The organism is Actinoallomurus liliacearum (genome assembly GCF_039542035.1).
Classification (GTDB): Bacteria; Actinomycetota; Actinomycetes; order Streptosporangiales; family Streptosporangiaceae; genus Actinoallomurus; species Actinoallomurus liliacearum.
Window position 1 is genome coordinate 85769 of the sequence record NZ_BAABHJ010000002.1, and the last position, 26433, is coordinate 112201.

The window sequence follows — 26433 nt, forward strand, 5'->3', positions numbered from 1 at the left end:
ACCCCAATCGAGGTGATCCACCACCCGCCGGTCAGGGCACGGGCCCGTCCAACCGGGCGCGGATCCCGGTGAGAAGCAGGTCCAGCCCATAGCGGAAGTGCTCCTGCGGATGCGGGGCCGCCACGTCGCCCGCCGCGGCATGCATGACCGGATGACGGTCGGGGTCGAGCGCCGACCTCAGCCGCGCGACGGCCGACCGGCCGCCGTCGGGCAGCGCCTCCGCCAGCTGTTCCTCGGTCGCATGACCGACGACGTAGTAGGTCAGAGCGTCCACGGCCCAGACGGCGTCCCGGAGCGCCAGCCCCGCCTCCCGCAGCGTGGCGGTCATGGTCTCGCCGTAGGCCAGGGCGTTGGGCAACGGGAAGAACACCCCGGCGAACAGCCGCGCGCCGTCCCGGCGCGCCAGCAGCGCACGCCGCAGGCGGTGCGCGGTCTCGGCGACCCGCGCGTCCCAGGACAGGCCCGGGTCCACGGTGATGGTCACGTCCTCGAGCATGCGGTCGGCCATCGCCTCCAGCAGCGCCTGCTTGCTGGAGAAATGCCAGTACGTCGCGCCGTTCTGCACACCCAGCGCCGCAGCGAGCCGGCGCATCGTCAGCTTGTCCAGGCCGACCTCGTCGAGCAGGTCCAGACCGCCGGCGACCACCTGGTCACGGGTCAGCCGCATCCGTGTCCCTCCCGTTAATCCGTTGACGAACCCCGCCAGTATCCCGCAGACTTCAACACCGTTTAACTTCAACAATGTTGAAGTCCTGAAGGGGAGGAGGCCGGATGCTGATCAGGAACACGCCGTGACGCAGTCCCGCGCCGGGCACCGCCCGGCGCACGCCGACACAACGACCAACGAAGGAGGTCAGACATGCGCACGGTCCGTTTCCACGAGCACGGCGGCCCAGAGGTACTGCAGGTCGACGAGGTCCCCGCACCCGAACCCGCAGAGGGGGAGATCCTCATCGACGTCGACGCCATCGGCGTCACACTGCCGGTCGTCCGCCTCACCCGCGGACGACCCGGCGTGCCGCTCCCGCACATCCCCGGCGGCGACATCGTCGGACGGGTGACACGGATCGGCCGGGGAGTGACCGGCCGGCAGGTGGGGGAGCGGGTGGCCGGACTCGCCTTCAGCGGCGCGTACGCCGAGACCGTCGCGGTCCCGGCCACCATGATGACGACCGTGCCCGACGAGGTCGACGACCTGGCGGCGCTCGCGCTGACGCGCAGCGGCCAGGTCGCGCTGGGCGCCCTGCGCGCCGGCGGATTCGGCAAGGGCGACAGCGTGCTGGTCACCTCCGCCGCCGGCGGCGTCGGGCACCTGGCGGTACAACTGGCCGTGGCACTGGGCGCAGAACGGGTGACGGCCGCGGTCGGTGACACCCCCAAGGCCGGGTTCGCCCGCGAGCAGGGAGCCCACCACGTCGTCACCTACGACCAGGACGACTGGGGTGAACCGGTGGACGTGGTCCTCGACGGCGTCGGCGGCCAGGTCCAGGACGCCGCACTGCGATCCCTGGCACCGCTGGGACGTCTGGTCACGTTCAACGCGGCCGGCGGGACGATCGACACCAACGAGCTGCGCATGCGCGGTCTGTCCGTCATCGGGTTCGCCATGGCGCACCTGGCCGCCCGGCGGCACGACACCTACGAGCGCCACCAGCAAGAACTGTGGCAGCTGTACCGGGACGGGCGGCTGCGCCCGGCCGTCCATGAGGCCTCGCCACTGGACCGCGCCGCCGACGCCCACCGCCTCATCGAGGCCCGCGCCAACCGCGGCAAGATCGTCCTCCTGCCCCGATGACACGCCGCTCGGACCGCATCACGCGGGTCCGGTGAGACGGACCACTCATCTCACCGGACCCGCGGGATGTCCGGCCGCCGTACGGTTGTCTGCCGGGACTGCTGACGGGCGCTACGATCCCGCCCCATGCGCGTTGACCGTCACAGCATTTCCGAAGAGTCCCTCGCATCCGCTCTGGCGGCCGTCCCCGAGCGGCTGGGCCGGGACACCAAGCTCGCCGAGAACGGCGGCCCGTTCGGCATCGAGATGCTCGCCGACATGCTGCTGGACTACGCGGCGGCGCGCACCGTCGCGATCGACCCTCGCGTCGAGACCCGCGAGACCTGGCTCGCGCTGACCTCGGCCGCGTCGCTGTACCGGGACTACGCACGCGCCCAGACCGTCCCGGCCGGCGGTGAGGTCCGCGCCTTCGTCGACTACCTGGGCGTCGGGTTCGGCTTCCTGCAGGAGCGGGACGAGAGCCTGAGCGCGCACGACTGGCTCTGGGCCTACCAGGTGTCGCTCGCCATCGGGAAGGACGACGTCCTGCTCGACCTCTACCCGCTGGTCCAGTCCCTGCCCGAGGACGACGACCTTCAAGGCCTTCGCGCCTTCTGGGCGAAACAGCCCGCCGAGACGTACCCGGACTCTCCCGAGGGCCGGATGCTGCGCGCGATCGCCGAAGGCGACGCCGTCACGTTCAACGCCACCTTGGCCGCGGCACTGGAGCAGCACCGCCAGCGGGCCGGGAGGTACCCGCGCGACCTGATCGCCTGGGGGCCGCTGGCCATGGCCACGCTCGCGCACGAGACCGAACTGCCGATCGAGGTCGAGTCCGGCTACCTTCCCGAGCGGCTGTTCACACGCGCGGGGCCCAAGAAGCCGAACGCGGACGGACCGATCGCCCGCCCCGGCTTCGACGCCGACCGCGCCGCCCGCTGGCTGGAGAACGCCGGCAAACGTTCCGAACGGAATGTGGAGTTCGCGTTTGCCCCGGAAGTGCTCATCCAGTACCGGTTCTCGGCGATGGCCGATCCCGGGGAGCACATGATGATGGCGCTGTCGTTCCGCTCCGTGCTGGACCCGCGCGCCGAGAACGCTGCGTACACCGACGGGCTGGTCCTGGCGAGCGAGTCGTTCGCGTCGGCGTTCCGGCTGGCCTCGATCCCGCGCGGCACGGCGATCGCCGTCACGCTGGGTGGACGCACCGCGGAACTACCCGCGTCCGGACCGAACCGCGACGCCTCCGACTGGATTTACGCGCGGGCCGCCGCGCTGGCATGGACGTCTCGCCGGCAGGCGGATCTCGCGATCCTGGCCGCGTTCGACGCCGGCGACCTTCACTCCACGATTCCGGACACCAACTCCTACGCGCACGCGTGCCACGCCGTCCTGCGCGGACAGGACCCGCGTCCGCACCTGCGGAACGCGCTGGCCAAGACCTCCGGCGACGAGCATTGGGAGTGCCTGCGCAACCCCCGTGCCCGGCTACTGGAACGCATCGCCGAGGACGACGCCGACGGCTTCAACGCCGTCCTCGCCGACGCGCTCGGCCTGTACCGCGACTACTACAGTGCGGGCGACCGCATCGACGACCCGGACGGGCAGCTCTCCTTCGACGCGCTCGGACTGGCCTGCCTCGCCCACGACCGGGGCATCCCGGTGCGGGCCGAGTCCGGCTACCTGCCGCGCGCGGTGATCGAAGGGCTCAGCCCACACTGAAGACCGGCCACCGCGAAGCCGTAACCGCCGGCTTGCCGCCAAGCAGATTCGGTGAGACGGGACACCAGGTCTTGAGGTGGTTCAAAGGTGATGAAACACCCATACCGGACAGAAGCTGGATTCTGTCCGGTATGGGACGGAGTGGTGTGACTCGACCGATCCGGGGGCGGGCGACGCGGCGAGGCGGGCGGCGGCCTGGCGACGCGGCGGTTGGTGTGCGCGCCACCGGCGGCGCGGCCGCGGCCTGGGCCGGGTCGCTCGAGGGTGCGGATATCGGAGGCCTTCTCATCGTCACGGGCCGCACGCAGGCCGGGTCGATCTCGACGCTCCGGCCCGAGCGTTCCAAGATCGTCGGTAGGCGCCCGCCGTCCGTCCGGTCGTCCTGCGGCGCCTGCTCGACGTCCCGGAGACTTCATGGCGGCACGCCTCGCATCGCACCACCCGGCGATGGCGTATTCGCTCGAGCAGCCGGACTCGCGGCGGCGATCAGCGGCTGCCGCGGCCCGCTCTCCTACCCTCTGACTGATGCTCGATAAGGGACATTATGTCAAGTAGAGGGTCTGGAATCGCACCCGTGTGATCCCCCGGCTGTCCTGTGACAGGCAAACTGGCGGATGCCAGTGGAGATGGCGGATGGCACGGTGTGCCGCCACTTTGAGTGGCGAGACGGCGGGTCTCCCGACGCCGCCGAGAGCTTTGACGATCGGCCGGTCGCGTCTATCGCTCGAGCGATACCTCCTCGATCGGTTCATCGGACCGGTTCGGTTTGCATCGCCTGTGTGCCCACGACGGTCAGCAGCGCGAGCTTCTCGGCGGTGTCGGTCCCGGCGCGTGGGGTGAACCAGAGCAACCGCTGGCGGCTGTCCTCGCTGAAGAGGCTGAGGCAGTTGAGGTCGAGCATGCCAACGGTGGGGTGGACGATCCGCTTGCGCTCGTCTCTGCGCACCTCCACGTCCTGGTCGGCCCAAAGCGCCTGGAACTCCGGCGACTGCCGCAGCAGCTCGTCCACCAGCTTGGTCGCCTCGGCGTCGCCTGGGCTGCGTCGCCCGACTGCCGCGCGCAGGTCGGCAACGAACGAGCGTGACTGCGGGGCGAGGTCCTCCTGCGGGTAGATCTGCCGTGAGGCCGGGTCGGTGAACCATCGGTAGATGAAGCTCGCCGCGCGGCCGTGGTGCGCGGACAGGTCGCCGAGCATCGCGATGGCGAGCGGGTTCTGGACCAGAACGGTGTGCAGGTCGGTGCTCACCATCGCCGGGGTCTCGTCGATTCGTGTCAGCAGGTCGAGCATCGCGGGGTGGACGTGTGACGCCGTCCCGCCCTGGTGCGGGATCGGGCGGTTCGCCAACCGGTACAGATGGTCGCGTTCGTCGCGACTGAGGCGCAGGGCGCGGGCGAGCGCGGCGAGCATCTGGTCGGAGGGCTGCGAGCCGGCACCGCGCTCGAGCTCGGTGTAGTACTCCACCGAGGCGCCGGCCAGAACGGCGACCTCGTCGCGACGCAGACCGGGGACGCGGCGCCGCGGGCCGGGCGCGAGCCCGACCTCCTCGGGGCGGATCCGCGCGCGTCGCGAACGCAGGAAGCCACCGAGTTCGGAGTACCTCGTGTTCGACATATGCACAGCCTCCCTGGGCGGCGCCGTTGGCGCCAGGGGACGTCGTCCCCACCTTTGGAAGCAACTGTTGCGGGCCCGCGCCGCGCCACAGAGTGGACGCCATGAACACCTCACTCACTGACACACTCACTGACTCCGGCGCATCGCCGGTCGCCGGAAAGACGGTCCTGATCACCGGTGGCACGAGCGGGATCGGCGCCGCGACCGCTCGGCTCCTGCTCGTGCGTGGCCACCGGGTCGCCGTCACCGGGCGCGGCCCTGGTCGGCTCAAGGCCTTCCTCGACGAAGTCGGCCACGCGGACCGCGTCCTGGGCCTGGTAGCAGATGCCTCCGACTGGGACTCCACGAACACGGCGGTCACCAGTACGGTGGAGCGCTTCGGGTCGCTCGACGCGGCAATCGCGAACGCAGGCGGCGCGTCCGCGGATCACTTCCGGACGGGCGGTGCCGGCGTCATCGACGGCGGCGATCCGGAGCTGTGGGCACCGATGGTACTCGCCAACGTGCTCGGCCCGGCTCTGCTGGCCAAGGCGACCCTGCCCCACCTCGAGCAGTCCCGCGGCCGGCTGGTGCTCATCGGCAGCGTGGCCGGAATCAAGAACAGCCCGGGCAATCTCTACTCCGCCACGAAGTGGGCAGTGGTCGGCTTCGCCGAGAACCTCCGCATGCACGCCACGACCCGCGGCGTCGGAGTCACGGTCGTGAACCCAGGCATGATCGACACCGCGTTCTGGCACGGCCAGGCTCCCCCCATCGCGATGAGCCCGGATTCGGTGGCCGAGGCGATCGGCTTCGCGCTCGACCAGCCGGCAGGCGTCGACCTCAACACGGTGACGATCCGTCCGATCGGCCAGCCCGCCTGACTCCAGGCGGGCAGCGTGCTCACTGGTGCACCATCCTCGTGTCAGTGATCTTCGATGGATCGCTGATGCGTCCGAGGTGCTGCCGGGTCATCGCCCTGCTCGCTTGACGCGTTGGACGTCCAAGCATGAGTTCTGCGGGCCCGGCAGAGGGGGGCGCGTCGGTGGCCGGGTAAAGGTCGAGGCCTCCCGATGATGAAGGTGAAGCCACCTTCGGACACCGGCCGTCCTGCGCCGAGGATGTCGCCGCGGATGACGGATCGCATGGCGTCCCGCCATGCGCGGCGGCCTTGGCCTGGCCGGTGGGTTACTTGATCGAGACGCTGAGCCCGGACTCCCAGACGACGCTCTGGCCGGGACGGAGAATCCAGGCGGGCCAGCCCTTGCAGTTGGGCTTATTGAAGATGAGGGCGGGTTGGTCGGTCTTGTTGCTGACCCGCAGCGGTCCCCTGTCGCTGCCGTAGCAGCCGCTGGGGTTCTTGTACGTCTTGTGGCCGATGATCAGTTTCCCGTCGGCCGCATGTGCGGCGGCGGGGGCCGTCAGGGTGAGAAGGCCGCCGAGTGGTTAAGCGGCTGCGGGTCCGCCTCTCCCCCGGCCCGGCCGTCCGCGCCGATGGCGGTGATCAGCTGGGGGGCCACTCCGCGCCGGCGGACACGTCCGATGTTCGGCGTCCGTTGTGTCGGTGAGTGTGCCGGTCTGACCGATATCCGGTGGTGACACGGGCAGGAATGATCATTATCCTCTCATTGCCTGACACTGCGTCGGTTATCGCCCTGCCCGGCCGACGGAAAGGAGGACGGCGGTCCCGCGAGACAGACCACCTCCCAGGCCTGTCACACCCCCGAGTCATCGGTTCTCTCTCGCGGTCCTGGCTCGATCCGCAAGGGGAGGCGTCAACCCGGCTTGGTCGAACCCGCGACGTCCGGCGGCCCGCTCGTCTCAGTGAGCGTTCAGGAGTAACGCATTGAAGATCAAATCGTTCGCGGCTGGTGTGGTCGCATTCGCCGCGGCGGTGGCGCTGCAGCTGCCGAGTTCGGTGTCGGCGTTCGCCGCCGCACCGGCAGGCCCCGCCTCCGGCGGCCCCTCCCGTGGGGGCCCCACCCTCGATGACACCCACAACGTGCCCACCAACGCGGTCTCGGGCAACGTCACCTTCATCGACAACGTCAAGGGTGTCAGCGGCTACTCGGGGCTGAACTTCATCAGCTACAAGAACTACGGCTACGACTTCATGTTCGCCAACGGCACCGGTGGCCTGGCGATCTGGTCACTGAAGGACCGTAAGCACCCGGCCCTCGTCGGGAAGCTCACGGCCGCCGATCTGCGCCGTCCCGGCGACACCCAGGACCGGTTCTGGGAAGGCGAGAACATGACCGTCGACCAGAAGCGCAAGCTGGTCTTCTTGAGCCGCGACCCGCGCGGCTTCGGCGGCACTCTCACCACCGGCCAGTCCGGCTTCTACATCATCGATGTGAAGAACCCCTGGCAGCCCAGGATTGTCACGTTCCAATCCGTTCCCGCCGGTCACACCGCCACTTGTATCAACGACTGTGACTACCTGTGGTCGGTCGGACCGTACAACACCGGCACCAAGGGTAACGACCCGAGCTGGCACGGCGTGCCGGTCTGGGTCACCGACATCCGTGACATCAACCATCCGAAGACCCTTGCGCAGGCGCTCGACCTGAACCGGTTCGATCAGACCACCGACTACGTCCACAGCGTGGACGTGGACAAGAACGGCGTCGTGTGGACGTCCGGGGCCGGTGGCGTGCGCGGCTACTGGACGACGGGCCGGCACTACGACCCGGTCAAGAAGGTCAAGCGCACCGCGACGGCGTACGACCCCGTGCCGTACGCGGGTGGCACCGTCGTGGACCCCGCGCCGGTGTCCTACTTCGACCACAACTCGTACCACAACACTGAGAAGCTCGGTAAGTACGACAAGGGCGAGCTGCTCTACATCACCGAAGAGGACATCCGTACCTGCTCCGACGCCGGTGCGCTGATGATCGCCTCGACCAAGGGCAGCTACAACGGCGAGAGCTGGAACTCCACGCCGGAGAAGCCGTTCCGCCTCAACCTGGTCAGCAGCTGGACGGCGTGGGGCCAGCAGGGCTCGGACACCTCGGCCGCCAGCTGCTCCGCGCACTGGTTCACGGTGAACGGCAACATCATCGCCCAGGGCTGGTACGCCCAGGGCACACGGTTCATCGACGTCTCCGACCCGAAGCACCCGAAGCAGGTCGGCTACTTCCGCATCCCGTCCGGCACCGCGAACGTGACCGCCGGGTCGGCCTCGGCCGCCTACTGGCACAACGGCTACGTCTACGTCGCCGACTACAGCCGCGGCGTCGACGTCCTGCGGTTCGACGGCAAGCTGGCCGGCAAGCCCGACAAGAAGATCTGCTGGAACTCCTGCGACAAGTGACATCACCGATCATCGCCCGCCGGCGCCTCGCGCCGGCGGGCCCGACCGGCCGGACGCGGTTCAGGACCGGCGTCCCGGCGCGTGCTTCCGGGCGGTACGACCTCGTCGTCGCCGTCGTACGGGGCGACGCGTCCGTCCTGGCCGGCGAGCCGCGCACAGATTGATTACCACTTGACCTTCATGTTTCGCGCGGCCGAACGCGGCGGTCACCACCGGCGGGTTCTGCGTGTCCTCCTCGTCGCGGCGCTGGCCGTGGGCTGTTTCGCCGCCGAGGTGACGTTCGGTGCGTTGTTCCGTCCCGCCGAGGCCCACGCCGTGCTCCTCGAATCCTCCCCCGTCGACAACGCGGTCGTGGGCTCCGCGCCACGGCAGGCGGTCCTTCGCTTCAACGAAGCGGTGACGCTGACTCCGGAGTCGATTCAGCTCCTGGACCCGAACGGCGACGAGGTCCGGGTCGGTGCTCCCGTGCACGCGGCGGGCAAGGCGAACACCGCGGCGGCGGCGCTGCCCGCCGACCTGGCCAGGGGGACCTACACGGTCGCGTGGCGTGTCGTGTCCGCGGACTCGCACGCCGTCTCCGGGGCCTTCCGGTTCAGTGTCGGCGCGCCGAGCGCCGCGGTCGCCTCCCCTCGTACGGGGACCGGCCGGGTGACGCCGGTGGTGCACGGCGTCGGGCGTGGCCTGGCGTTCCTGGGGCTGGCGCTCACGCTCGGGGGTGTCGTCTTCCTCGGCGTCATCTGGCCCGGCGGGCTGGGGCGGCGTCGTGGCCGGCTCGTCGTCTGGGCCGGGTTCGCCGCGCTGGGTGTGGGAACCGTCGTGGTGTTCCTCGCCCAGGGCCCGTACGGCACCGGGAGGTCGCTGGCGACGGCGTTCGACCCCGGCGTCCTGCGGCTGACCCTGAGCACACGTTTCGGCCATGCCCTGTCGGCGCGCCTCGGGACCGCCGTCGTGCTCGCCGTCGTCTTCGCGGTCGTGGTCCGGCACCGGGGCGGGGCCGACGGGGACGGCGCGGAGGCGCGGGTACCGGTGGCCGCGCTCATCCTGGGCGCGGTCTGCGGGGTCGCGCTGGTGCTGACCTGGCCGCTCACGGACCACGCGCACACCGGCTCACAGGCGTGGCTGGCCGTTCCCGTCACCTGCCTGCACCTTCTGGCCATCGCGGTGTGGTTCGGCGGTCTGGTCCCGCTCACGGCGTGTGTCGTCGGTCCGGCCGCCGGCCGCTCAGAGCGCGTGCGTGACCTGCGGCCGGCACTCCCCCGTTTCTCCGGTCTGGCGCAGGTCTGCTTCGCGGTGATCGCGGTGACCGGCCTGTATCTGGCGTGGCGGCAGGTGGGGACCTTCGGCGCTCTCGGTGGTACGACCTACGGTCGGCTGCTGCTGGTGAAGTTCGGTCTCGTGCTCCTCGTCGTCGCGCTCGCGGCGCGGGGACGGTCTTTCGTCCGGCGCCGCGGGTCGGACCCGGCGGAGGACGTGCCCGCCGGAGAGTTGCGCCGGCTGCGCGTGTCGGTGGCGACCGAGGTCGTTCTCGGCGTCGTCGTGCTGTCGGTGACCTCGGTTCTGGTCAACACGGCTCCCGCCCGCAGCAGTTACGCGCCGCCGGTACGGGCGACGGTCGCCGTGCCGGCGGCGGCCGGGACGCATACCGGCCTGGACGGCGGTCATGTCGAGCTGAGGCTGACGCCGGCGAGGCGGGGGTCCAATGTCGCCGACATCTACCTCGTGGCGAAGGGCGGGTCGCTGGTCAACGTCCCTGAGGTCTCCGGCCGGCTGGCACCGGTCGGCAAGGACATCGGTGCGCTGCCGGTCACGGTGTCCGCGGCGGAGCCGGGCCACTATGTCGCGAGCGCGATGTCCATTCCGTACCCGGGCCGGTGGGACCTGTGGCTCAACATCCGCACCTCCGACTTCGACGAGGTGCCGGTGCACTTCTCCTTCACGGCGCGTTGAAAGGATCGCAGACGAAATGAGGCTCGCAGGTCTTCGTGACAGGCTGAGGCGGCGTCCCGTGGTGGCGCTGGTGGCCGGCGCGGCGGTCGTGGCGTCGGCCGCCGTGGGCGGCTGTGGCTCGGATTCGGGCAAGAAGCTCACCCACCCGCCGTACACGGTGAAGTCGATCCAGTCGGGATTCGTCACCGTCAAGGACATCGGCAAGGGCGCGGTCCAGGTCCAGGACTCCGATCACGGCTCGCATGTGATCTACACGCCGCCGAACAGTGTGCCGACCTGTCCTTATGTCCAGCGTGCCGACAACATCACCGTGGCGGTGCAGCCGGACGTCGAGCCGGTGGGGGGCAATTCGACTGGTCGTTTCATCGTCGGCCCGCCCAACCCGGAACAGTCCTCGCTTCCCGTGGTCACCCAGGGCGCGGTGGTCTTCACGACCAACGCGCTGGCGGACACGGGGATGAAGGCCGTGCTGGCCGAGTCGGCGAAGTGTCCGGCGTCGTTCACGATTCTCGGCGGGCCGCCGATCATCGTCGGCGACTACAAGATCAACAGTCGTGCGTTCAAGTCGGGGGGTTGGACGGGGTTCGCGCAGCAGCTCGCGCACACGGCGCCGCCGGATCTGGGCACCACGACGTACGACGATCTGACGACCGTCGTCGCGCACAAGGCGAACGCCGTCATCTATTTCAGCTACGCGGAGATCCACAAGATCGGTCAGCGCGCCGACTCCAGCGCGAAGGCCGAGAAACTGGCGAAGACCACGCTCGGCCGGCTCGGCTGAGCCGGCTCATCTGATGATCAGTGGGAGAACATATGTGGCGGCATTCCGTCCGAGGCGCGGTCATCGCCGTCGGGGCGGCGCTTGTGGTCGGGTTCGGGGCCACCGCGGCCTCGGCGCACGTGACGGTCGCTCCGGAGACCGCGACGCAGGGCGACTATGCCGCCCTGGTGTTCCGCGTCCCGAATGAGCGGGACGACGCGAACACCGTCAAGGTCGACGTCCAGTTGCCGTCGGGTGCGCCGCTGGCGTCGGTCCGCGTCAAGGCGCGCCCGGGCTGGTCCTATGAGATCAAGAAGACGAAGCTGGCCACGCCGGTCGAGTCGGACGGCGCCAAGGTCACCGAGGCGGTCAGTGAGATCATCTGGACCGCGCAGGACCCGAAGGCGGGGATCAGACCGGACGAGTACGACGAGTTCGCCGTGAGCGTGGGGCCGCTGCCGAAGGCCGGTTCGATGACTTTCAAGGCGCTGCAGTACTACGGCGACGGTCAGGTGGTGCGCTGGATCCAGGAGCAGCAGGCGAACGGCCCAGAGCCGGAGCACCCCGCTCCGGTGCTCCGGCTCCTGCCCCCGTCGAAGACCGGCGCCGAACCGGCCGGGGACGCGCCGGCGCGGGCCTCCCGCAGCGCCGCGGTCTCCGAGGCGGATGACACCGTCGCGTACTGGGCTCTGTGGCTGTCCGTGGTGGCTGTGGTCGTCGCGTTCGCGTCCGCCGTGATGGCGCTCCGCGCGTCGCGCCGCTGAGAGTCCGCAGCGGCGAGCGTGTCGGCGCGGCCCGGGCGCCCGGGTTCGTGAGCCGGAATGGTCTTCGGGGAGGCTGGGCTGTGGGCGGCTCACGGGAGGTCGAGCATCATGTCCAACGACCGTGAGCTGTTCTGGTCGGTGAACGATCCGACGTGCCGGAAGCCGTTCTTCTCGTAGAAGCGGATGGCGCGGACGTTGTCGGCCAGGACACCTCCCCACAAGATGATCCTCGTCCTGCCGAGCCGGCGTACGACCTCTGCAAGGGACGGGAACGCCAGCGTCCCCACCCCACGGCCCTGGTACGCGTCGGCCAGGGTGGGGCCGAAGCGGCAGTCGGTCGTCTCGGTGATGTGAACGCCGGCTGCGCGATAGCGCGCGATGTCCCCGGCGGTGATGGCGAGGCTGAACTCGAAGAGGCCGGCGATCCCGCCGGAGGCCGGCTCTTCGAGCACCAGCCGAAGCTTGTCGTAGCGTGCGATCGCGGCGCACAGCTCCCGGGCGGCCGCGAAATCGTATCCGTCGAACGTGCTGTACCGTCTCGACTCGGCGGACAACCCGCACAAGAATCCGGCCAGCCGTTCCGTGTCGGCGTGGGTGAGCGGCCGGAGGACGAGTTCCGCGCCGTCGCGCAGGTTCACGCGGTACGTCAGGACGCGCGGCTCCTCGGCGATCTCCGTCAGCGTGAGCATGCCCCATCGTTCCATGGACTCAATGCCCGTCTTTGAACGGTAGTTCCCGGCGGCTGGGCTGGGTGGAGTGGTCAGTCCGGGTTCAGGGGACGGTGTCACGGCGCACTGTCTGCTGCGTGTCCTCGCCGGTGGCCCGGGCATCCGGCCCGTGAGCCGGAAAGGGTGCAGCCCCCCGCCTGACGGCGGAGGGCTGCTGGGATGGGGCCGGCTTCAGCGGCAGTTGCTCGGTGCCGTCAGCCGATTCGCGGCCGACGCCGGATGGGCGGCGGCGTCTGGATCGGCCGCGGCTGCCTGACCGTCGGCCGCTCGATCGTCGGCCGGCTGGGGAGGTGCGGAGTGGCCATGCTGTACTCCTTTGTCTGCTCTGCGATCGGCGTCCGCTTCTTTGGCGCGGACGGGCCCGGTCCGGATGGAGCGGGTCGATCTTGACCGTACGGTGGTGGGCGCTCGGCGCAATCGCACTGTGGTGGAATTTTCGGGTGTCCTGTCGCGGGAGGTGCGGCCGTCCCGCCGGCGGTCACGGTTGCGGGTGCCGCGGTTCCCTCGCTGCCGTGGTCGGGTCCGGGGGGCCGGCGGCTCGAGTGGGGGTCAGGCCCGCCAGGCCGGTGCGGGTGCCGGTGATGTCTTCGCCGGTGGCGGCGATGGTTCCGTCGAGGCGGGCGCCGGCTCGTACGGTCGCTCCGGGCAGGATCAGGGACCGGTTCACTTCGGCGCCGGGTTCGATGACGCAGCCGGGAAATAGGACGCTGGAGCGGATGACGGCGCCGGGTGGCACGGTGACGTCCGCGCCGGCGAGGCTGCGGGGGCCGTCGAGGTGGCGTGGGGGCGCGTCGGTGAGGGTGCGCGGGAGGGTGTCGGGTGGGAGTGGGAAGGGCCGGTCCAGGAGCTTGAGCTGTTCGAGGTGGTAGCGCTCGACGGTGCCGATGTCGGCCCAGTAGCCGGTGATCGGGTACGCCTGGACGTGCCGTCCTTCACGGATCATGAGTGGCAGGACGTCGCGGCTGATGTCGTGCTGCCAGCGGTCCTGCCCGAGCGCGGCGAGTGAGTGCAGGACGTCGTGGAGGACGTCGGCGCGGAACAGGCAGAACGCGGTGAAGACCAGGTCGGAGGTCGGCTCGGCGGGTTTTTCGACCAGGCGGCGTACGCGCAGGTCCGGATCGACGTCGACCATGCCGAACAGGTGCACGAAGCGTCGTTCGATGCGCTGCACTCCGATGGTGGCGTCCGCGCCGGCGGTGCGGTGCGCGGCGACCATGGGCCCGTAGTCGTGGACGTAGACGTGGTCGGCGTGCTGGATGAGGATGTCGCGGGCGCCGGGGGCGAAGACGTGGTCGGCGTTGGTGAGGAGGGCGTCGGCGGTGCCGGCTTCGGGTGGGCGTGGCGGCAGGGGTTCGCCGGGGGCGAGGGCGCCGGAGCGGATGAGGTGGTCGTGGGGGCCGTAGTTGATCCGCACTCCCCTGCCGTCCCAGTGGGCGCGGAGGTGGTCGATGAGGTCGCGTTCGCGGTGCAGGGACAGCAGGACGATCTCCGGTACGCCGGAGCGGGCGGCGTTGGCGACGCTGAAGTCGACGAGGCGGCAGGACGCCGCGTAGGGGACGAGGGGTTTGCAGAGGGTGTCGGTGAGGTGGCCCATGCGTTCGCCGAGGCCGCCGGCGAGCAGGGCCGCGCGTACGTCGTGCAGGGTCATCGGGTCCTCCTCCGACGTGGGTGCGGGCGGGTCACCAGGTGCGTCCCTGGGGAGCGTGCTGTGGGAGCAGGTCGCGCAGGAGCCGTGTCGAGACGTGGACGCTTTGTTCGCGGGGCAGCAGCGCGTCTTCGTGTTCGACGTACAGGGTGCCGTGGAAGTCCTCGTCGAGCAGCGCGGAGATGATCGTCGGCCAGGGCAGTTCGCCGGCGCCGAGGGCGCGGAACCGGATGGGTGGTCCGGGGCCGTAGCGGGACCAGCCGGCGCCGTGGGGGGCCTGGGTGGTGGTCCAGCGTTGCAGGTCTTTGGCGTGTGCGGCGGCGAGGTCGGTGCCCCAGCCGCGTACGGCGTCGACGGGGTCGTGGCCGGTGGCGGCGAGGTTGGCGAGGTCCAGGCAGATCCGTACGGTGGCGCGGGGTTCGGTGCGGGCGGCGGCGTCGAGGAGCCTGCGGGTGCTGGCGCGGTCGTAGGCGACCTGTTTGGGGTGGGGTTCGATGAGGAGGGTCACGCCGTGTTCGGCGGCGAGGGTGAGGATGGGGTGGGCGCGTTCGCACCAGGTGGTGATGTTGTCGTCCCAGGTGACGGGGCTGTGCCACCAGGAGAGCCAGCGGGTGAGGTCGGGGACGCCGAGCATGAGGCGGGCGTGGGGCGCGCCGAGGTCGGCGGCGAGGCGGATGGTGTCGCGGGCGTGGCGGAGGGCGTGGTCGTGTTTGTCCTGTTCGGTGCCGTGCAGGACGGGGTCGGTGTGGGGGCCGTGGGGGCCGAGGAGGAGTTGGGTGTCGCGGCTGTTGCTGACGCAGCCGACGTCGACGCCGGTGAGTGCGGTGCGCAGGTCGGCGCGGTAGGTGTCGTCGTGGGACCAGCGGTTCAGGTCGAGCAGGCCGGTGGTGGTGTCGGTGGGCAGGTCGAGGGTGTCGGCGCCGGTCTCGGTGGCGTGCTGGAGGGCGGTGGTGAGGTCGGAGCCGCCCCAGGCGGCCAGGCACAGTCCGATGGTGATCGGCGGGTCGCCGATGCGGGGGCGGCGTGGTGGGGGTGCCGGCCGCCGGGGCCGGGGTGGCGGCGGGTCCAGGTCGATGAGCCAGGCGGCGGTGCCGGCCGGGCCGCCGGGTGGGTCGAGCCGGCCGTCCTTGAGGGTGTGGCGCAGGGCGGCGTGGACGGTGGTGACCGGTTCGGTGATGGGGGCGACGTGGGCGGCCCCGAGTTCGTTTCGCAGTCTGCGGTCGAGTTCGGTGAGCATCTCCGGGCAGCCGCGCAGCACTCCCCCGCCGGCGGCGGCGGACCAGGGGCCGGTGAGTTCGGCGCGGTCGTGGGCGGCGCGGACGCCGAGGATGAGTTCGTCGAGTGCGGCGGTCACGAGGGCGGTGGCGGGTTCGTCGCCGTCGAGCCAGGCGTCGCAGACGGCGGGGGCGAGGGCGGCGACGGCGGTCTTGGGAAAGGCCGAGGCGGCGAGGCGGCGGGCGAGTTCGGCCGGGGGCCGGCCGTGCCGGGCGGTGAGGCGGGCGCCGATCGTGGTGGCCGGTCCCCGGCCGTCCTCGGCGCGGACGGCGGCGCGCAGCCCGGCCATGCCGAGGTCGAAGGCGCTGCCCTCGTCGCTGCCGAGGTATTCGCAGCCGCCGACGCGGGCGAGGCGGGGGTGGTCGCCGGCGGCGATGAACCCTGATCCGGTGCCGCAGACGAGGGCGACGCCGCGGCCGTGCAGCGGTGGGGCCAGGAGCCAGGGCAGGGCGTCGTTGGACAGGATGAGGCTGCCGTGCAGGCCGGCGTGGCGGGCGAGTTCGCGCAGGCGGTCGGGTTCGGTGCCGGGGGTGGTCAGGTCGACGGTGGCGGTGGCGAGCCATCCGGTGCCGGGGCGGCCGTCGAGGGCCTGGGCGATGTCGTGGAGGAGGGCGCGCAGGTTGTGGTCGGCGGTGTCGGATCCGGCGGAGGCGGGGTTGATGGGGCCGTGGGTGGTGATGGCCCCCGGATCCGGCGCCGGGAGGATCGCGGAGGTGGTGGTTCCGCCGGCGTCGACGGCCCACAGTGCGGTCATGGGCGGCCTGCCGGGAGGTCCTCGGCGGTGGCGCGCAGGAGGGCGGCGCGTACTTCGTCTTCGGTGACGTCGTCGGTGATGAGGGTGGTGCCGAGTTCGACGGGGAGGACGAAGCGCAGGCTGCCGTCGCGGATCTGCCGGATCTTGCCGAGGGCGGTGAGGACGTCGTCGATGGGGGGCACGGCGCGGAGCTGGTGGAGGCGGACGGGCAGGTCCAGGTCGGTGAGGAGGTGGGTGATGCGGTCGGCGACGGCGGGGTCGAGCAGGCCGCGGGCGCGGGCGATGTCGACGGCGATGGTCATGCCGAAGGCGACGGCCTCGCCGTGCAGGACGGGGCCGTATCCGGTGGTGGTCTCGACGGCGTGCCCGACGGTGTGGCCGAAGTTGAGGGGGCGGCGCAGGTCCTGTTCGTAGGGGTCGCGTCCGACGAGTTCGGATTTGATGGCGCCGGCCGCGCGGACGAGTGTCTCGGTGGCGGGGCGGCGGTGGTGGAGGAGGTCGTCGGTGTGGTTCTCGATGAACTCGAACAGCTCCGGGGAGGCGATGATCGCTTTTTTGACGGCTTCGGCGAGGCCGGCGCTGGTCTGTCTGGTGTCGAGGGTGTCGAGGTAGGACAGGCAGGAGATGACGGCGCGGGGCTGGTGGAACGCTCCGACGAGGTTCTTGGCGGAGTTGTGGTCGACGGCGACCTTCCCGCCGATGGCGGCGTCGACCTGGGCGAGGAGGGTGGTGGGGACGTTGATGTAGGGCACTCCGCGCATGTACGCGCTGGCGACCCAGCCGACGGTGTCGAGGATCACGCCGCCGCCGAGGGCGATGACGACGTCGCGGCGGGCGAGGTCGAGTTGGGTGAGCCAGTCGATGAGGAGGTAGGCGGTGTCGAGGGTCTTGCTGCGCTCCCCCGGTGGGACGGCGATGTTGCCGAGCAGCAGGCCGTGTTCCTGGAGGGTGCGGGTGAGGTCGCCCGGTGGCAGGGCGGCGACGGTGCGTTCGGTGATGACCGCGGCACGGCGGCCGTCGAGTTCGGCCAGGAGCGCCTGGGTGGCCGCTGCCGGATCGGCTGCGACGTGGATGCGGTAGGTGTCGTTTCGTTGGTGAGTGACCTCAATGGCCGACGGGGTCGTGGACAACGGGATGCGGTCGTGAACGACGTGACCGTTTACGGCCATCTTTCTTCCCTTACTTAGATCGACCAAATGTGTCGGAGTTACCCCATCGGTCCGCACCATAACCTTTTAACGGATGTGTTTGGCAAACACCAGATTTGTCAATGATCAGTCCCGATGCGTAAGTGTGCGGATGCCCGGTGGGCCGGGCGGGCGGGCCCTGTCGGGGACGCGGGGCGTACCCGGACGCCGGGGGTGGCGGCGTGCTGACGATGGTGGTGGGCAGCGGCTACCTCGGCGGCCGCATCGGCGCCCGGATCCGCGCGCTGGGCGGCAGGGCGGTGCTGTGCTCGCGGCGGCCGCCCGCGGCGCGGTCCGCGGCGGGCCTGGAGTGGCGCGAGCTGGACGTGCGGGACGCGCGGGCGTGCCGGGACGTCGTGCGCGGCGTGGCGCCGGACTCCCTCGTCATCGTGCACGGCCCGTCCGACATCACCTGGTGCGAGGAGCATCCGCGGGAGGCGATGGCCGCGCACGGTACGGGCGCGGTGAACCTGGCGGCCGCCGCCGGGCGGCTCCCGGTGCTGCTGGTCTCCACCGACAACGTCTTCGCGGGGACGCGGGACAGCTACGGCGAGTCCGACGAGGTCTCCCCCGCCAACGCCTACGGCCGGGCCAAGCTGGCGGCCGAGCGGACCCTGCTGGACACCGGGGCGGCGCTGGTGCTGCGGGTGAGCCTGGTCTACGGCTGGGATCCGGACGGGCACCGCCCCAACTACTTCACCACCTGCGTGCGCTCGCTGCGGGCGGGGCGCGCGGTCGAGGCCCCGGACGACCACTGGAACACCCCCGTGCTCGTCGACGACGTGGCGGCCTGGTCGACCGAGCTGGTGCGGACCCGGCGGACCGGGGTGCTGCATCTGGCGGGGCCCGAGCGGCTGTCCCGGTACGCGTGGGCGCGCCGGATCGCCGCCGGCCTGGGCCTGGGCGAGGACCTGGTCCGGGCCGTCGGCAAGGCCGGCACGGCGTACGCGTGCCGGCCGAGCAACGCCTGCCTGCACAGTGAGCACGCGGCGGACCTGCCGGAGCTGGCCGGGCTGTGGCCGGTCGACGTCGATGAGGGCACCCGGCGGCTGGCCGCGGTGGCGCTCGCCCCCGAAGGGCCTCCTGCCGTCCCCGCCCCCCGATCCGTGGAGGAGTGAGAGTGAGCAAGCGCGTCTTCCTCGCCAGCAAACGCGCGGTCGTCAGTTACGCGCCCGAGCCGGAGACCGGGCGGCTGCGCGCGTGGCTGGCGCCCGGCGGCACCGGGAACGTGGTCGCCGAGCAGGCCGGGTACCTGGACGTGGCGTGGATCGTGAGCGCGGACAGCGACGCGGACCACCAGGCGGCCTTGGAGCATCCGGACGGGATGCGGATCGAGCTGCCGTCGGGGCGGGGGGTGCGGCTGCACCAGCTGCGCCACGACCGCGACACGTTCCGGATCGTGCAGGACTTCTTCACCGCCGAGCTGATGTGGGCGGGCAACAACTACGGGTGGGACCGGTGGACGCGGCCGTCGTTCGGGGCCGAGACCCGGGCGGCGTGGGAGCGGTTCGGGGAGTTCACCGAGGACTTCGCCGGTGAGCTGCTGCGGCGCTCCGAAGGTGAGCCCGACCCGGTGTTCCTCGTCCATGACTACCAGCTGGTGCGGGTGCCGCAGCGGCTGCGGGCCGAGCGCCCGGACGCGCCGATCCTGTTGTTCGTGCACATCCCCTGGCCGGCCGCGGACTACTGGCGGATCCTGCCGAAGATGATGCGGACGGGGGTGCTGGAGGGCATGCTGGCGGCAGACGTCATCGGGTTCTTCGCGCGCCGCTGGTCGGACAACTTCCTGGCGTGCGTGGCCGACCTGCTGCCGGACGCCGAGGTCGACGCCGCCGCCGGCACCGTACGGCGGGGCGGGCACGTGACGAAGGTGTGCACGCAGCCGCTCGGCTACAGCCCCGAGACGCTGCACCGCCGGGACGCGCGGCTGCCCGAGGGCGTCGCCGAGTGGGCCGGCGACCGTCCGCTGGTGGTGCACTCGGGCCGCACCGACCCGATCAAGAACGGGGAGCGCGCCGTGCGGGCGTTCGTCGCGGCGGTCGAGGCGAACGAGCGGCTGCGCGGGACGCGGATGCTGGTGCGGATGAACCCGAACCGGCTGTACGTCGAGGCCAACGCCGAGTACCAGAGGCGGGTGGAGCGGGCGGTGGCCGAGGCGAACGCCGCGCTGGGCGCGGGCACGATCCGGGTGCACTGCGACAACGACGTCGGTCACACGTTCGGCTGTTTCGAGCGGGCGGACCTGCTGATGTTCAACTCGACGGTGGACGGCCAGAACCTGAGTGTCTTCGAGGCTCCGCTGGTGAACGAGCGCGACGCCGACGTGGTCCTGTCGGAGCTGGCCGGGGCGGCGGAGATCCTGGGGCCGGTGTGCCGGACGGTCAACCCGTTCGACCTGGTGGAGCAGGGCGAGGCGATCGCCGCGGGGCTGCTGGCCGGGCCGGGCGAGCGGGCCGAGGCGGCGCGGCGGCGGCGGGAGACCGCCCGGCCGTGGACGCTGGAGGCGTGGGTCACCGCGCAGCTCGAGAGCCTGGGCGTCCGCTGATGGAGGCCGGTCCGGGGGCGTTCGCGTACTACGAGCTGGGCGAGGCCCGGCTGGTGCGCGGTGAGGGCGTGCGGGTCTGGGACGAAGGCGGCCGGGAGTACCTGGACTGTGTGGCCGGGACGTTCAACCTGGTGCTGGGGCACAACCATCCGGCGGTGCTGGCGGCGGTGCGGGGACAGCTGGATGACCTGGTGTTCGCCAGCTCGTCGTTCCGTACGGAGCCGACCGACCGGGTGATGGAGCTGCTGGTGGAGATGAGCCCGCCGGAGCTGACGCGGGTGAACCTTCGCAGTTCGGGCGGGTCGACGGCGAACGAGGGCGCCATCAAGATCGCCCAGTGGGTGACCGGGAGGCGCGACGTGATCGTGCCGTTCCGGGGGCATGTCGGGCAGAGCGTGGCCGCGACCAGCTACAACGGGACGTCGCGGATGCGGGCGCCGTTCCCGTACCACCTGCCGGGTGCGGTGCACGTCCCCGACCCGTACTGTTTCCGCTGTTTCTACCGGCAGACGCCGGACCGGTGCGGCATGTGGTGCGTGGACCGGATCGAGGACTTCATCACCTACGCCAGCTCCGGTAGCGTCGCCGCGATGATCATCGAGCCGATCAGCGGGGTGGGCGGGAACGTCGTCCCGCCCCCGGGCTACCTGCGGCGGCTCAAGGAGTTCTGCGACGAACGCGGCATCATCCTGATCTTCGATGAGAACCAGACGGGCCTGGGCCGCACGGGCCGGCTGTTCGCCGCCGACCACTTCGGCGTGACACCGCACATGATGACGCTGTCGAAGGGACTGACGGGCAGCGGGTTCCCGCTGGCCGCGATCCTCACCGAGGAACGCCTGGTGGGCATGCCGCGCTCGATGCACGGGTTCACCTACGGCGGCCACACCCTGTCGGCGGCGGCCGCGGTGGTGACGCTGCAGGAGGTCCGCCGCCCGGAGTTCCTCGCCGGGGTGCGCGCGTCGGGCGCGGTGCTGCTGGAACGGCTGCGCGCGCTGCGGGCGGACTTCCCGTGCGTCGGGGACGTGCGCGGGGTCGGGCTGATGCTGGGCGTGGAGCTGGTCGAGCCGGACGGGGCCCGCTCCCCCCGGCTGGCCACCGCGTTGAACAAGGCCCTGTACGACCGGTCGGTGATCACCCGGGTGTCCGAGCACGGCCTGGGCAACGTGATCGAGCTGCGGCCGCCGCTGGTGCTGTCGGTGGAGGACGCCGGCCTGATCGCCGACCGGTTCGGTGAGGCGCTGGAGACGCTGCGGCCGTGAACGCCCTCCCCGGAACCGGCCCGGCGCCGCCGGGCCCGCTGAGCGTGGAGCTGACCGGGTCGGGGCCGCTGCTGTCGCGCGCCCGGCCCCACCGCCCGGACGGCGCGCACACGGTGCTGGTCGAACCGCTGGTCGTGGGCGTGTGCCGTTCGGACCTGAAGGAGATCGCCGGGCGGCGGCCCGGGCCGAGCCAGTTCGGCCACGAGCTGGTCGGGGTTGTGGCGCGCAGTTCGACGCCGCGGCTGCCGGTGGGCGCCCGGGTCTGCCTCGACCCGAACGTCCCGGTGCTGCGGGGCACCGGGTTCGCCCGCGCGATGTGGGTCGGCGGGGACGACGAGCCACTGGCGCGGGCACTCCCCCTGGCCCCCGCCGGGGTTCCGGAGCGGCGGCTGGTCTTCGCCGAGCCGCTGGCGTGCGCGGCGCACTGCCTGACCATGGCCGGGCGGCATCTGGGCCGCGCCGGCCTGCGGGGCGCGGCGATGTGCGTGCTGGGGGCGGGGACGGCCGGGGTGCTCATCAGCCGGCTCGCCGAGGCCGCCGGCGCCGGTGTCTCGCTGGTCAACCGGGACGCCGACCGGCTCGCGTTCCTGTCGGCGCGGCGGATGCTGCCGGGCGCCGGCGGGATGCGCCTGGCCGAGGCGCCCTCCGGCGGCCACGACGTCGTGGTCGTCGCCACGAGCTTCGTGCTGCCCGAACTGCTGACACACGCGCTGCGGCTGGTCCGCCCGGGCGGGCTGGTGATGCTGTACGGCGGTACCGCAGCCGGTGACCGGCTCCCGGGCCTGGACTGCGACCTGGACCGGGTGCGGCGCGGCGAGCTGGTGGCGGCGGCGCGGTGGCGGGGCAGGCCGGTGCGGGTGGGCGGCAGTTACGGCACCACGCCCGCCGACTTCGCGCTGGCGCTGCGTGCCCTGGCCGGCGCACCGGACGGGCTCGGTGTCGAGCGGCTGATCACCGCCGAGGTGGCGCTGCCGGAACTGCCGGGCCTGCTGCGCCGGATGGCGGCCGAGCGGTGCTTCGGGAAGGTGCTGGCCCGTCCGTGACCGGCCCGCCCGGGCGCGGGGCGGCGGCGCGCGGCCGGGACGGCCGACGCCGGGACCGCGGCCCGGGTCCGGACGGTCAGCGGACCAGGCGCAGGACCGCGGCCAGGCCCCGCGCCGCGCCGGCGGACCGCTCGCTGGGCAGCAGGTAGACCGGCAGCCCGGCGCGTACGGCCGCGCCGTCCTTGGCGGGGTCGTCCCCGACGTACAGGACCCGTCCCGGGGGCGTGCCCAGCCGCTCACACGCCAGGGCGAACAGCGCGGGGTCGGGTTTGGCGAGGCCGTGCTCGCAGGACAGCACCACGGTGTGCAGCGCGTCGAGGACCTCGACGCGCGCGAAGGCCGGCCGGATGTCCCAGCCGATGTTGCTGAGCACTCCGGTGCGCACCCCTGCCTCCCGCAGGGCGCGCAGCACCGGGACGGTGTCGGGGTAGGGCAGCCAGGCGTGCGGGTCGGTCAGGCAGGCGTAGAGCGCTTCGACGAGCGGGGCCTCGAACGGGCCGGCGTCGGCGATCAGCGTGGTCCAGACCCTCCGGTGGGCCTGCGGTGACAGGTCGCATCCCTCCCGGGCGGCGAAGCCCTCGGGTGAGTCGACGTGCCGCAGGGTCCGCCGGATCACCTCCGCGGCACCGGTCTCGTCGAGTCGTACGCCGTGGCGGGCGGCGGCCGCGGCGAGGGCGGCCGGGTCCAGCACGCCGGTGTCGTCGAACAAGGTGCCGGAGAAGTCGAACAGGACGGCTTCGGCCCGGGCGTCGGCGAGTTGATCCACGGGCGCCAGCATAGGGCGGCGGGCGGCCCGGGCCGGCGTCCTGCTCCCGAACGTGTCCCCAGCCCCAAAGTGGCGGTCTGTGATGACGGGGCGGGCGTTCGTCTAACGACCGGTCAGCGCTTGTCCCATACCGAGGTGTCGTTGCGGTAGTGGTTCCGACGGCCTACGCGAAGACGGTCAGCCGCGCACTACCGTGAGACATGGAACCTCCGGCCGAGAGCGGACGCGGGATCAGACGAGTCCGTGCTCGACAAGGCTGCGGCCGGTCTCCTCGATCGTGTCGGGTATCGAGCGGAGAGGCCGGCCGAGGAGCGCCTCGGCGGGTCCTCGGTCGAAGCGTTGCGCCAAGCCGATGAGCCATCGGTTGTCGCGAAGCTGAGGTTCGAACATGCTCGCGGCCCAGGTCAGCCAGGTCGGCATCGCGCGGGTGGGCATCTTCCTACTCGCCTCGGGAAGCCTCTCCCGCAGCACCGCGGCGACCTCGATCAGCGATGACGGATCGGTGGCGACGATCGTGCGGCTGCCGCCCGCCGCCTTGGCGGTCATGGCCTCGATATGCGCGTCGGCGACGTCTCGTACGTCGATCCAGGGAAGGCGCAGGTCGGGAATCATCGGCAGCGCGCCTGCCATGATCTGCTGGATCGCCGTGACCGAGGTTCCCGGGTCGTCGGAGAGAAGCGGGCCGATGACCCCGCCCGGGTTGATGACGGCGAGGCGGTCGCGTGCGCCGCGTCGCTCGGTGACGTCCCACGCCGCGCGCTCGGCGCGGACCTTCGAGGTGACGTAGGCGCCGAGACCACGCTGCTCGAGCGGAGTCCAATCGGATGCCGTGAATACGTGACCCTTTCGCGCCGGGGCGTACTGCACCGTCGCGAGGGCAGAAGTGACCACCACGCGCTCCACGCCCGCATCGAGCGCGGCATCGATCGCCCTGGTCGTGCCCTGAACGGCAGGACGGATCAGATCATCGGGGTCCTTCGGCTTCGCCGTGACGAAGGGGGAAGCAACGTGCTGCACGAAACGGCACCCCGCGGTCGCGGCCGCCCAGCCCTCGTCCGAGAGGAGCTCGAGCTGCACGATCTCGAGCAAGGCATCGTCCGCGCCTGCGGTCGCCATCGCAGCGCGCACCTCGTCGGCGCGGGCCGGGGACCGTACCGACCCGCGGACCGCATACCCGCGGCGCAGAAGCTCTGCGGCGATGTGACCACCGATGAACCCTGAGACGCCCGTGACCAGAACCCTGTCCGCCATATCCACCCCATCGACCTGCTATCTTTTCAGTGAGCAGTTTACGGATGATCTACTCACTGTCAAGATGCAGGCATCATGGTGACCGAAGAGTCCAGGACCGGTGATCGCTACCATCACGGCAACCTGCGCGCGGCGCTGCTCGACAGCGCGCTGGAGGTATTGACCGAGAGCGGCGTCGCCGGCTTCAGCATGCGCGAGGCAGCCCGACGCGCCGGCGTCTCGCAGTCCGCGCCCAAGCACCACTTCGGCGATACAGGCGGGCTCCTCGGCGCGCTCGCCACGCGCGCCTACCGCCAGCTGTGCGAGCGCCTCGAGGCGGTGGAGCTCTCCGGGCGCGATGTGCGCGAGCGGGTGGCGGCGCTCGCACTCGAATACGTTGCGTTCGCGCGGGACAACCGCGCACTGTTCGACCTCATGTGGCGCATGACGCAGTTCGACTACAACGATCCAGAACTGGCCGAGCAGAAGCACCGCGCCCTGGGCGCCCTGGATCGCGTCCTGCGCGGCACGGATGCCGCGCAGACGGCCGAGGGCGCCGCGCTGGTGCAGAGCTACGCAGTGTGGTCGCTCGTGCACGGCTACACCACCCTCGCACTGGAGGGAGCGATCGACGAGGAAGCCGCCGATCCGTTGACGAGCGACCTGCTCCCCGCGATGCTCCGGCTCGTCGATGTACACCCCAGAGATCGGCGGTAATCGACGAAGGCTCCACGTCGTGGCAGCGCAGCCTCACTCGCCGGCCCCAACGCAGCCGTGCCCAGTCCGTGCTCACTGTCGACTCCCGGAATCCCAGCGCCTCGCGGACTTGCCTGCGGTGGTAACGCCGGGATCAGGCGTCGGCGCGCTCGGGCGCCGGGCGCGCCGACGGGGCGGTGAACCCGCTCAGGCGCAGCAGCGGCGGGGTCAGCGCGACCAGGGCGGCGGCCAGGGCCGCGACCGCGACCATGGCGCCGCGCAGGCCGGTGGCGTCGGCCCACACGCCGACGTAGACCGGGCCGAGGAGGAAGCCCATGTAGGACACGGTGCCGACGATCGAGGTCGCGCGGCCCCGGTAGGCCTCCTCGACATTGCGTGACACCACGCCCAGGAGGGTGGGGAACAGCACGGCGGTTCCCGCGCCGCCCAGGATGAGTCCCACGGCGGCCAGGAGCAGGTTCGGGGAGACGGAGATGACCAGCGCTCCCAACGCGGCGGTGGCGGCGCCGCCGAGCAGGACCGGCCGGGCGTGGGCGTCGTTGAGCCCGCCGAGGCAGAACCGTGTGATCGCGACGGTCCCGGCGAACACGGCGGGGGCGACGGTGGTGAGCCACGCCCCGGCGTGCAGCTCGTCCTGGGCGAAGACCGCGCTCCAGCTCTGGTGGGCGTTCTCGCTGGCGAAGGCGAGCGTGCCCAGCACCCCGACGAGCAGGAGGGGAAGGAGCCGGGACCGGGTGACCGGGGCGAGCCGCGCCGGGGCGGCCTCCTCCTCGTCCTGGCCGGTGGCGCCCGGGGGAAGGGTTGTGAACAGGGCCGCGCCGGCGGCGACGGACAGGGCGGCCACCACGGCGAAGGGGACGGCCAGCGGCAGGCCCGCGGCGGAGGCGGCGCCGGTGCCCAGGCTGGTGAGGACGACCAGGGCGGAGAACGTGCCGTGGGCGCGGGTGATGACGGGCCGTCCGGCGAGCTTCTCGGCCCGCCCGGCGACCGCGTTCATGGCCACGTCCGCGGCGCCGCTGGAGGCACCGGCGACGGCGAGGCCGGCGCACAGGGCCGGCAGGTCCACCGCGGTCAGGGCCAGGCCGGCGCCGACGAGGCCGAGCAGGGCGATGACGGCGGCCGAGACCCTCAGCCCCCACCGGTCGAGCACCCGGCCGACCAGCATCATCGCCGGCAGCGCACCGGCGCCGACGAACAGCAGGGCGAAGCCGAGTTCGCCGTCGGTGACGTCGGCCTGGTCCTGGACCCGGGGCACCGAGGCGCCCCACACTCCCCAGAACGCGCCGAAGGCGGCGAAAGCCGTGAACGCCGAGACCACCAGGCTGCGTGGCGAGGTAATGACGTACTCCTTCGGCCCGTGTCGGTGCGCGTCGCGGACGATCACCGTACCGAAGCGCGCCGTTGCCCGTA

Annotated in this window: 22 protein-coding genes; 13 read left to right on the forward strand and 9 right to left on the reverse strand. The window is 71.6% G+C overall.

The window, feature by feature from the left end; all coding sequences use genetic code 11:
• Nucleotides 1–31 precede the first annotated feature (31 nt).
• Nucleotides 32–667 (reverse strand): TetR/AcrR family transcriptional regulator C-terminal domain-containing protein, encoded by a 636-nt coding sequence (locus ABD978_RS02860; RefSeq protein ID WP_345347757.1) that lies wholly within the window; start codon nt 665–667, stop codon nt 32–34.
• 192 nt (nt 668–859) lie between these two features.
• Here ABD978_RS02860 and ABD978_RS02865 point away from each other — a divergent pair, with 192 nt between their 5' ends.
• On the forward strand, nt 860–1795 hold the full coding sequence (locus tag ABD978_RS02865) for a quinone oxidoreductase family protein (RefSeq protein ID WP_345347761.1): 936 nt from the start codon (nt 860–862) through the stop codon (nt 1793–1795).
• A 126-nt stretch (nt 1796–1921) separates the two neighbouring features.
• Nucleotides 1922–3496, forward strand: coding sequence for an immunity 49 family protein (locus ABD978_RS02870; protein ID WP_345347764.1), 1575 nt, complete (start codon nt 1922–1924; stop codon nt 3494–3496).
• A 748-nt stretch (nt 3497–4244) separates the two neighbouring features.
• Here the strand turns inward: ABD978_RS02870 and ABD978_RS02875 are convergent.
• Nucleotides 4245–5108, reverse strand: coding sequence for a helix-turn-helix transcriptional regulator (locus ABD978_RS02875; RefSeq protein ID WP_345347767.1), 864 nt, complete (start codon nt 5106–5108; stop codon nt 4245–4247).
• 101 nt (nt 5109–5209) lie between these two features.
• Here ABD978_RS02875 and ABD978_RS02880 point away from each other — a divergent pair, with 101 nt between their 5' ends.
• From ABD978_RS02880 to ABD978_RS02905, 6 genes are all read left to right on the forward strand, one after another.
• On the forward strand, nt 5210–5971 hold the full coding sequence (locus ABD978_RS02880) for an SDR family oxidoreductase (RefSeq protein ID WP_345347770.1): 762 nt from the start codon (nt 5210–5212) through the stop codon (nt 5969–5971).
• Nucleotides 5972–6933: 962 nt separating this feature from the next.
• Nucleotides 6934–8400 carry an LVIVD repeat-containing protein gene (locus ABD978_RS02885; RefSeq protein ID WP_345347773.1) on the forward strand — a complete coding sequence of 489 codons (1467 nt, stop codon included), beginning with the start codon at nt 6934–6936 and terminating at the stop codon, nt 8398–8400.
• Nucleotides 8397–8564 (forward strand): hypothetical protein, encoded by a 168-nt coding sequence (locus ABD978_RS02890; protein WP_345347776.1) that lies wholly within the window; start codon nt 8397–8399, stop codon nt 8562–8564. Before ABD978_RS02885 ends, ABD978_RS02890 begins: the two co-directional genes overlap by 4 nt.
• A gap of 16 nt (nt 8565–8580) precedes the next feature.
• Nucleotides 8581–10347, forward strand: a complete 1767-nt coding sequence (locus ABD978_RS02895; RefSeq protein ID WP_345349542.1) for a copper resistance CopC/CopD family protein — start codon at nt 8581–8583, stop codon at nt 10345–10347.
• A 58-nt stretch (nt 10348–10405) separates the two neighbouring features.
• Nucleotides 10406–11128 (forward strand): hypothetical protein, encoded by a 723-nt coding sequence (locus ABD978_RS02900; RefSeq protein WP_345347779.1) that lies wholly within the window; start codon nt 10406–10408, stop codon nt 11126–11128.
• Nucleotides 11129–11160: 32 nt separating this feature from the next.
• Nucleotides 11161–11871 (forward strand): YcnI family copper-binding membrane protein, encoded by a 711-nt coding sequence (locus ABD978_RS02905; RefSeq protein ID WP_345347782.1) that lies wholly within the window; start codon nt 11161–11163, stop codon nt 11869–11871.
• An 89-nt stretch (nt 11872–11960) separates the two neighbouring features.
• On the opposite strand, the gene ABD978_RS02910 is transcribed toward ABD978_RS02905, so the two are convergent.
• From ABD978_RS02910 to aroB, 4 genes are all read right to left on the reverse strand, one after another.
• A complete protein-coding gene (locus ABD978_RS02910) occupies nt 11961–12560 on the reverse strand; it encodes a GNAT family N-acetyltransferase (RefSeq protein WP_345347785.1) in 600 nt (199 codons plus the stop codon).
• A 517-nt stretch (nt 12561–13077) separates the two neighbouring features.
• Nucleotides 13078–14247 (reverse strand): sugar phosphate nucleotidyltransferase, encoded by a 1170-nt coding sequence (locus ABD978_RS02915; protein WP_345347788.1) that lies wholly within the window; start codon nt 14245–14247, stop codon nt 13078–13080.
• A gap of 31 nt (nt 14248–14278) precedes the next feature.
• Nucleotides 14279–16273 (reverse strand): TIM barrel protein, encoded by a 1995-nt coding sequence (locus ABD978_RS02920; RefSeq protein ID WP_345347791.1) that lies wholly within the window; start codon nt 16271–16273, stop codon nt 14279–14281.
• Nucleotides 16270–17442 carry a 3-dehydroquinate synthase gene (gene aroB / locus ABD978_RS02925; protein WP_345347794.1) on the reverse strand — a complete coding sequence of 391 codons (1173 nt, stop codon included), beginning with the start codon at nt 17440–17442 and terminating at the stop codon, nt 16270–16272. Before aroB ends, ABD978_RS02920 begins: the two co-directional genes overlap by 4 nt.
• A 209-nt stretch (nt 17443–17651) precedes the next feature.
• Here aroB and ABD978_RS02930 point away from each other — a divergent pair, with 209 nt between their 5' ends.
• From ABD978_RS02930 to ABD978_RS02945, 4 genes are read left to right on the forward strand one after another with little or no spacing between them, the layout of a single operon-like run.
• Nucleotides 17652–18578, forward strand: coding sequence for an SDR family oxidoreductase (locus ABD978_RS02930; protein ID WP_345349545.1), 927 nt, complete (start codon nt 17652–17654; stop codon nt 18576–18578).
• Between the two features lie 2 nt (nt 18579–18580).
• Nucleotides 18581–20005: a trehalose-6-phosphate synthase gene (locus ABD978_RS02935; RefSeq protein WP_345347797.1), complete on the forward strand. Its 1425-nt coding sequence runs from the start codon at nt 18581–18583 to the stop codon at nt 20003–20005.
• Nucleotides 20005–21267, forward strand: a complete 1263-nt coding sequence (locus ABD978_RS02940) for an aspartate aminotransferase family protein (protein ID WP_345347800.1) — start codon at nt 20005–20007, stop codon at nt 21265–21267. The genes ABD978_RS02935 and ABD978_RS02940 overlap by 1 nt, the downstream gene beginning before the upstream one ends.
• Nucleotides 21264–22310, forward strand: a complete 1047-nt coding sequence (locus tag ABD978_RS02945; protein ID WP_345347803.1) for an alcohol dehydrogenase catalytic domain-containing protein — start codon at nt 21264–21266, stop codon at nt 22308–22310. Before ABD978_RS02940 ends, ABD978_RS02945 begins: the two co-directional genes overlap by 4 nt.
• 76 nt (nt 22311–22386) lie before the next feature.
• On the opposite strand, the gene ABD978_RS02950 is transcribed toward ABD978_RS02945, so the two are convergent.
• Together ABD978_RS02950 and ABD978_RS02955 are read right to left on the reverse strand one after the other, a co-directional pair.
• Complete coding sequence (locus ABD978_RS02950; protein WP_345347806.1) at nt 22387–23076, reverse strand: HAD family hydrolase; 690 nt, start codon at nt 23074–23076, stop codon at nt 22387–22389.
• Between the two features lie 231 nt (nt 23077–23307).
• Nucleotides 23308–24327, reverse strand: a complete 1020-nt coding sequence (locus ABD978_RS02955) for an NAD-dependent epimerase/dehydratase family protein (RefSeq protein ID WP_345347809.1) — start codon at nt 24325–24327, stop codon at nt 23308–23310.
• Nucleotides 24328–24402: 75 nt separating this feature from the next.
• Here ABD978_RS02955 and ABD978_RS02960 point away from each other — a divergent pair, with 75 nt between their 5' ends.
• Nucleotides 24403–25023 (forward strand): TetR/AcrR family transcriptional regulator, encoded by a 621-nt coding sequence (locus ABD978_RS02960; protein ID WP_345347812.1) that lies wholly within the window; start codon nt 24403–24405, stop codon nt 25021–25023.
• 133 nt (nt 25024–25156) lie between these two features.
• Here the strand turns inward: ABD978_RS02960 and ABD978_RS02965 are convergent, their stop codons facing one another.
• Nucleotides 25157–26407, reverse strand: coding sequence for an MFS transporter (locus ABD978_RS02965; RefSeq protein WP_345347815.1), 1251 nt, complete (start codon nt 26405–26407; stop codon nt 25157–25159).
• Nucleotides 26408–26433: the final 26 nt, after the last annotated feature.